Raw genomic sequence first — 6,599 nt, 5'->3', positions numbered from 1 at the left:
ATGCCTTCATCGCTTTTCTGGGCCTAGACCTGCGTATATCGGACTCAGGGAAAAAGAAGGGACGCCGCTGCCTGTCTAAGCGAGGTGACCCAGAGGCCCGTCGATTGATGCATAACGCCGCGATGTCGGCGAGGCGCACAGCGGCATGGAAGGGTTTTTATGAGGCACTAAGGGCCCGGGGACTCAGCACAACCGAAGCATTAGTGGCACTGGCCCGCAAGCTTGCCCGAGTGGTATTCGCCCTGCTGAAGAACCAGAGCGAATACTTACCGAAAGGCATTTAGGGGGTAGCCCTGCACCATAGAATCTCCCACAGGATTTTGTCGCTCACCTCATCACTGATCGGCACCTTTTAGGTGTGTTTATGAATGCTTCTCGATAACACACGGCATAATGCGCACCGTGATGAACAGTAATAGATGAACAAGGCGGGCGACGTGTTGAAGAAAACCCTGTTCCAGTTGCACTGGTTTTTCGGCATCAGTGCCGGGCTGGTCCTGGCGTTGATGGGCGTTACCGGGGCAGTGGTGTCGTTTCAGGATGAAATCCTGCGGGCCTTGAACCCGCAGGTGCTGACGGTCGAGAAGCAACCGGCCGGCGTCTTGCCGCCCGCCGAACTGGTGGAGCAGATCGAAGCCGCCTCCGGCAAGACCGTCGCCCTGCTCTGGGTCGAGACCGACAGCGGCAACGCCGCGCGGGTGATCTTCGCGGCGCCTCCCGGGGAAAAACGTGATGCCATGCGCTATTTCGACCCCTACACCGCACAGTTCATGGGTGAGGTGACCGGCCAGGATTTCTTTGGCCTGATGCTCAGGCTGCACCGCGTCTTGACCCTGGATGACGTGGGCCGGCAAATCACCGGGGCCTGCACGCTGATCCTGGTGTTCTTCTGTCTGTCCGGGCTGTACCTGCGTTGGCCGCGCCAATGGAAAAGCTGGCGCGCCTGGCTGACTCTCGACTGGGGGAAAAAAGGTCGTAGCTTCAATTGGGACCTGCACTCGGTGGCGGGCACCTGGTGCCTGGTGTTCTATCTGCTGGCGGCACTGACCGGGCTGACCTGGTCCTACGACTGGTACAACAAAGGCGTGACCCGCCTGCTTTCCGACGCGCCGGAAGAGGAACGGGTGCGCAATCGCGGCCCGGCACCCAGCGGCCCACCGCCCGTGGCCGATTACCGGGCCATGTGGAGCAGCATCTACAGCGCCGCCGGCCCGGGCCTGTCCGCCTACAACGTGCGCATGCCGCCCGTGGCCGGGCAGCCGGCGACCGTGTTCTACCTGCTGAAAAACTCACCTCACGACCGGGCGCTGAACCAGCTCATCCTCGACCCGGCCACCGGCGTCATCAGCCGGCATAGCCGCTACAGCGACAAGAGCCTCAAGGCGCAGTTGCTGACCAGTGTCTATGCCCTGCATATCGGCAGCTACTTCGGCCTGGTCGGGCGGATCCTGGTGACCGTCGCCGCGCTGGCCATGCCGCTGTTCTTCATCACCGGCTGGTTGCTGTACCTGGACCGTCGCCGCAAGAAACGCCAGGCCAGAAACGCCCGCCAGGCCCTGAGCGCCAACCCGACCGATGCGCCGGCCTGGCTGATCGGTTTCGCCAGCCAAAGCGGTTTCGCCGAGCGACTGGCCTGGCAGACTGCCGGCCAACTCCAGGCCGCCGGCTTGCCGGTGAAGGTCCAGCCATTGGCCGATGTTCGCGAACAAGACCTGAACAACGCCACCCGCGCGCTGTTCGTCGTCAGCACCTTTGGCGACGGCGAAGGGCCGGACAGTGCCCGCGGCTTCGAACGCAAGGTGCTGGGCCAGGCCTTGAGCCTGGAGCGCTTGCAGTATTCGGTGCTGGGCCTGGGCGACCGGCAATATGAACACTTCTGCGGTTTCGCCCGGCGCCTGCACGCCTGGCTGGCGGAACACGGCGGCAAGACCCTGTTCGCGCCGGTGGAAGTCGACAGCGGCGACCCTTACGCCCTGCGTCACTGGCAACAACAACTGGCCGAACTGACCGGGCAGGCGCCTGCCGACACCTGGCAGGCCCCCACCTTTGAAAACTGGACCCTCAGCCAACGCACCCTGCTGAACCCCGACAGCAGCGGCTCGGGCGTGTACCTGCTGGGCCTCACCGCCCCCGGGCCGAGCAGTTGGCTGGCCGGCGACCTGGTGGAAATCCTGCCGCGCAATGACCTGTGGGCCATCGAGCATTTCCTCGATGGTCTCGGCCTCTCCGGCCAGGCGCGCGTGCAAGTTGACGGCCTGTCCCAGAGCCTCAATCAAGCCCTGGCGACCCGCCAGTTGCCGGAAAACCGCGCCCACCTGGTCGGCCTGCATGCCCAGGCGCTGGTGGAGGCGCTGGCACCGCTGGCGATGCGCGAATACTCCATCGCCTCGATCCCGGCCGACGGCGTGCTGGAACTGATCGTGCGCCAGGAACGTCACGTCGACGGTAGCCTGGGCGTCGGTTCCGGCTGGCTGACCGAACACGCACCGCTGGGCAGCGCCATCAGCCTGCGGCTGCGCCGCAACAGCAGCTTCCATCTGCCGCCCCAAGGCGTGCCGATGATCCTGCTGGGCAACGGCACCGGCCTGGCGGGCCTGCGCAGCCTGCTCAAGGCGCGCGTCACCGAGGGCATGCAGCGCAACTGGCTGCTGTTCGGCGAGCGCAACCGCGAACACGATTTCCACTGCCGCGATGAGTTGCAGGAATGGGTGACCTCCGGCGACCTGGAACGCCTGGACCTGGCCTTCTCCCGGGATCAGAAGCAGACAATCTACGTCCAGGACCGTCTGCTGGAATCGGCCGCGCTGCTCAAGCAATGGGTGGCCGACGGCGCGGCGATCTATGTCTGCGGCAGCTTGCAGGGCATGGCATCCGGGGTCGATCACGTGCTCAACAACGTGCTGGGGCGCGAGGAAGTGGAGCGCCTGATCGAGCAGGGGCGGTATCGGCGGGATGTCTACTGATCCTGGCCGCAACATCATCCCTGTTGCTGATCGTTCCCACGCTCCCGCGTGGGAATGCCGCCAGGGACGCTCTGCGTTCCGCTTGGATGTGACGCGGAGCGTCACGGGATGTATTCCCACGCGGGAGCGTGGGAACGATCAGTCTTCTCAAACCGGCTGCAACTTCTTCTCGAACACTGCCACCCCTTCCAGATCCCGCAATACCACGCTCATCTCCCCGCTCGACCCATCGATGTTCACCTCGCCAAAGAATTGATACCCGGCGAACGGCGAGGTGTTCTGGGTCGGGGGCGCTTTCTGGAACACCACCTTCGGGCCGAAGGTCTTGTCCAGGGCGTTGGGCCCGAAGCTGCCGGCGTTCAATGGCCCGGCGACGAACTCCCAGAACGGTTCGAAATCCTGGAACGCGGCGTGTTCGGGGTGGTAGTGATGGGCGGCGCAATAGTGGACGTCGGCGGTGAGCCAGACGTAGTTGCGTACCTGATGCTTGCGCAGGTACCCCAACAGTTCGGCGATTTCCAGTTCACGCCCCTGGGCCGCGCCCGGGTCACCGTTGGCGACCGCTTCCCAACGCGGCACGCCGGGGCTGACCTCGCCATCCGGCACACCCAGGCCGATGGGCATGTCGGCGGCGATGACTTTCCACTGGGCGCGGGACTGCTTCAACTCGCGCTTGAGCCAATTCAATTGCTCACGCCCCAGGAACGGTTTGGCCGCGCCGAGGTTGGCATCGTTGGCTTCGCGGTAACTGCGCATGTCCAGCACGAACACATCCAGCAGCGGCCCGTAACCGAGCTTGCGGTAGATCCGCCCGCCGCCGTCGGCCTTCTGCCGGCGCATCGGCGCATATTCCAGCCAGGCCTGTCGCGCACGCCCCACCAGGCTGTGGATATCCTTGGTCTGGTAACGCTCGTCCAGTTGCTTGCCCGGCGACCAGTTGTTGACCACCTCATGGTCGTCCCACTGCCAGATCTGCGGCACTTCGGCATTGAAGCGGCGTACGTTTTCGTCCATCAGGTTGTAGCGATAGTTGCCGCGATACTCATCCAGGGTTTCGGCGACCTTGCTCTTGGCGTCGGTGGTGAGGTTGCGCCAGATGCGCCCACCCTCGACGGTGATTTGCGCCGGCACCGGGCCGTCGGCGTAGATGGTGTCGCCGCTGTGGATAAAGAAATCCGGCAGGCGCAGGCGCATGGCTTCGTAGATGCGCATGCCGCCGATGTCCGGGTTGATCCCGAAACCCTGGCCGACGGTGTCGCCACTCCAGACAAAACGGATGTTGCGCTTGAACTGCGGCACGCTGCGCAAGTGGCCGAGCCAGGGCTCGCTGGCAACCCCGCTTTGGGCGTCTTCGAAATGCACGCGGTAGAAAATCGCCTGGTCGCGGGGCAGCCCGGTGAGTTCGACCCGGGCGGTGAAATCACTGCGGGCGTCGGCCATGGGCGAGACGAAGCGACGGGGATTGGTGAACTTGCTGCGGGTGTCCCACTCCACCACCATTCGCGCCGGACGGTCGCTGCGGCTCCAGATCATCGCCCGGTCGCCCTGCAAGTCGCCAGACTGCACACCGTCGGTGAGTACCGGACGATCCTTGACCGAAGCCATCACCGCCGGCGCCAGCCCCGGCAACAATATCCCCGCCCCCACGGCTTGCATCACCCGACGGCGGCCCAGGTCGAATTCGCTCATGGTGTTCTCCCTTGAAATGGGAAAACTTAAGCATGGCTGTGTGAAGTGGGTGTGACAGGGATTTCATGCACACAGTAGAACGAAATGTGGGAGCGGGCTTGCTCGCGAAGACGGTGTGTCAGGCAATACATCTGCCAACTGACACATCGCTTTCGCGAGCAAGCCCGCTCCCACATGAAGGAGGAGGTGTGAATTGAATCAGGCCTTGGCCGGCTCCAACGCCATCTCCACCACCTCAGGCCGCTTGAGCAGCGCGTACGCCACTGCCGTCAGCAGGCTCCCCGCCACGATCGCCAACAAGTACAACAACGCATGGTTGATGGCGTTGGGGATCAGCATCACGAACAGGCCGCCGTGGGGGGCCATGAGCTTGCAGCCGAAGTACATCGACAGCGCACCGGTCAGCGCACCGCCGGCGATGCTCGCCGGGATCACCCGCAGCGGATCCTTGGCCGCGAACGGGATCGCGCCTTCGGAGATGAAGCACAGCCCCAGCACCAGTGCCGCTTTACCGGCCTCGCGCTCGGTCTGGGCAAATTTGCGCCGGGCGATGAACGTGGCGATGCCCAGGCCAATGGGCGGCACCATGCCGGCAGCCATGGCCGCGGCCATCGGTGCATAACTCTGCGAAGCCAGCAGCCCCACCGAAAACGCATAGGCGGCCTTGTTGATCGGCCCGCCGAGGTCGACGCACATCATCGCCCCCAGCAGCACGCCCAGCAGAATCGCGTTGGTGGTGCCCATGCTGTCGAGGAAGTGGGTCAAGGCTTCGAGCATCCCCGCCACCGGTTTGCCGACGATGTAGATCATCACCAGGCCGGTGAACAGGCTCGCCAGCAACGGGATGATCAGGATCGGCTTGAGCGCTTCCAGGCTCTGGGGCAGGCGCGCGTAGCGGCTGATCGCCTTGGCCGCGTAACCGGCCAGGAAACCGGCGATGATCCCGCCTATGAAGCCGGCACCCAGGGTACTCGCGAGCATCCCGCCGATCATGCCGGGCGCCAGGCCCGGACGGTCGGCGATGGAATAGGCGATGTAGCCGGCCAGCAGCGGCACCATCAATTTGAACGCGGTCTCGCCGCCGATCTGCATCAGCGCGGCCGCCAGGGTTCCAGGTTCCTTGAAGGCCTCGATGCCGAACACGAACGACAAGGCGATCATCAAACCACCGGCCACCACCATTGGCAGCATGAACGACACCCCCGTCAGCAGGTGCTTGTAGGCGCCGGTCTTCTCCGACTTGGCCGGGGCGCTGGCGCCGCTCGACGCACTTTCCTGGCGAGCTTCGACCAGCGCTTTGTTCAGCGTCGCTTCGGCCTGTTTCAAGGCGATGCCCGTGCCGCAACGGTAGATCTTCTTGCCGGCAAACCGCTCGGTGGCGACTTCAATGTCGGTCGCCAGCAGCACCACGTCCGCTTCGGCGATGGCCTCGGCGCTCAACGGATTGCGCGCCCCCACCGAACCCTGGGTTTCCACTTGCAAGTCGTAGCCCAGTTTCGTCGCCGCCTGCTGCAAGGCCTCGGCGGCCATGAAGGTATGGGCAACACCCGTTGGGCATGCGGTGATGGCGACCAGGCGCGGAGCACGCTCGGCCGACGCCGCCGGCGCTTGCGCTTGCGCGAACGCGTCTGCCTCGCCCAGAACCTCAGCCTCTACGGCGCCACGACGCAACACCGCATCAACATCCTGCAGGGCCAGGGCCGGTGTGCTGCGGAATACCCGCTTGCCGACGAACCGCGACAGGTCCACCGGGCCGCTGGCGACCAGCAGCACCCACTCCGCCGCTTCGAGGGTCGCCGCCGACAACTGGCGTTCCGGATGGGCCGCGTCATGGACCTCGACACTGGTGCTCCAACCCTGGCGCTGCGCCGCGGCGTCCAGCAGGCGGGCGCACAACACACTGGTAACCATGCCGTTCGGGCAGGCCGTCACAATGGCTAGTTTCAT

General features: G+C 64.6%; 4 protein-coding genes. 2 read left to right on the top strand and 2 right to left on the bottom strand.

The features are described 5' to 3' along the window. On the top strand, positions 1-284 hold a 284-nt coding region (locus BLP82_RS23010), incomplete at its 5' end, for a transposase (protein WP_139197923.1). Positions 285-437: 153 nt separating this feature from the next. Next, positions 438-2,963, top strand: coding sequence for a PepSY domain-containing protein (locus BLP82_RS23005; RefSeq protein ID WP_177344102.1), 2,526 nt, complete (start codon positions 438-440; stop codon positions 2,961-2,963). A gap of 147 nt (positions 2,964-3,110) precedes the next feature. Here BLP82_RS23005 and BLP82_RS23000 read toward each other — a convergent pair whose 3' ends face one another. Together BLP82_RS23000 and BLP82_RS22995 are read right to left on the bottom strand one after the other, a co-directional pair. Then, the gene (locus BLP82_RS23000; RefSeq protein ID WP_092173327.1) at positions 3,111-4,652 is read right to left on the bottom strand and encodes an alkaline phosphatase D family protein; all 1,542 of its coding nucleotides are present in this window, start codon (positions 4,650-4,652) and stop codon (positions 3,111-3,113) included. Positions 4,653-4,850: 198 nt separating this feature from the next. Beyond that, positions 4,851-6,599 carry a PTS fructose-like transporter subunit IIB gene (locus tag BLP82_RS22995; RefSeq protein WP_092173324.1) on the bottom strand — a complete coding sequence of 583 codons (1,749 nt, stop codon included), beginning with the start codon at positions 6,597-6,599 and terminating at the stop codon, positions 4,851-4,853.

Source organism: Pseudomonas sp. NFACC37-1, assembly GCF_900101575.1.
Classification (GTDB): domain Bacteria; phylum Pseudomonadota; class Gammaproteobacteria; order Pseudomonadales; family Pseudomonadaceae; genus Aquipseudomonas; species Aquipseudomonas fluorescens_AA.
The sequence above is the reverse complement of the archived record's forward strand: the minus strand, read 5'-3'. Positions and strand labels throughout refer to the sequence as shown.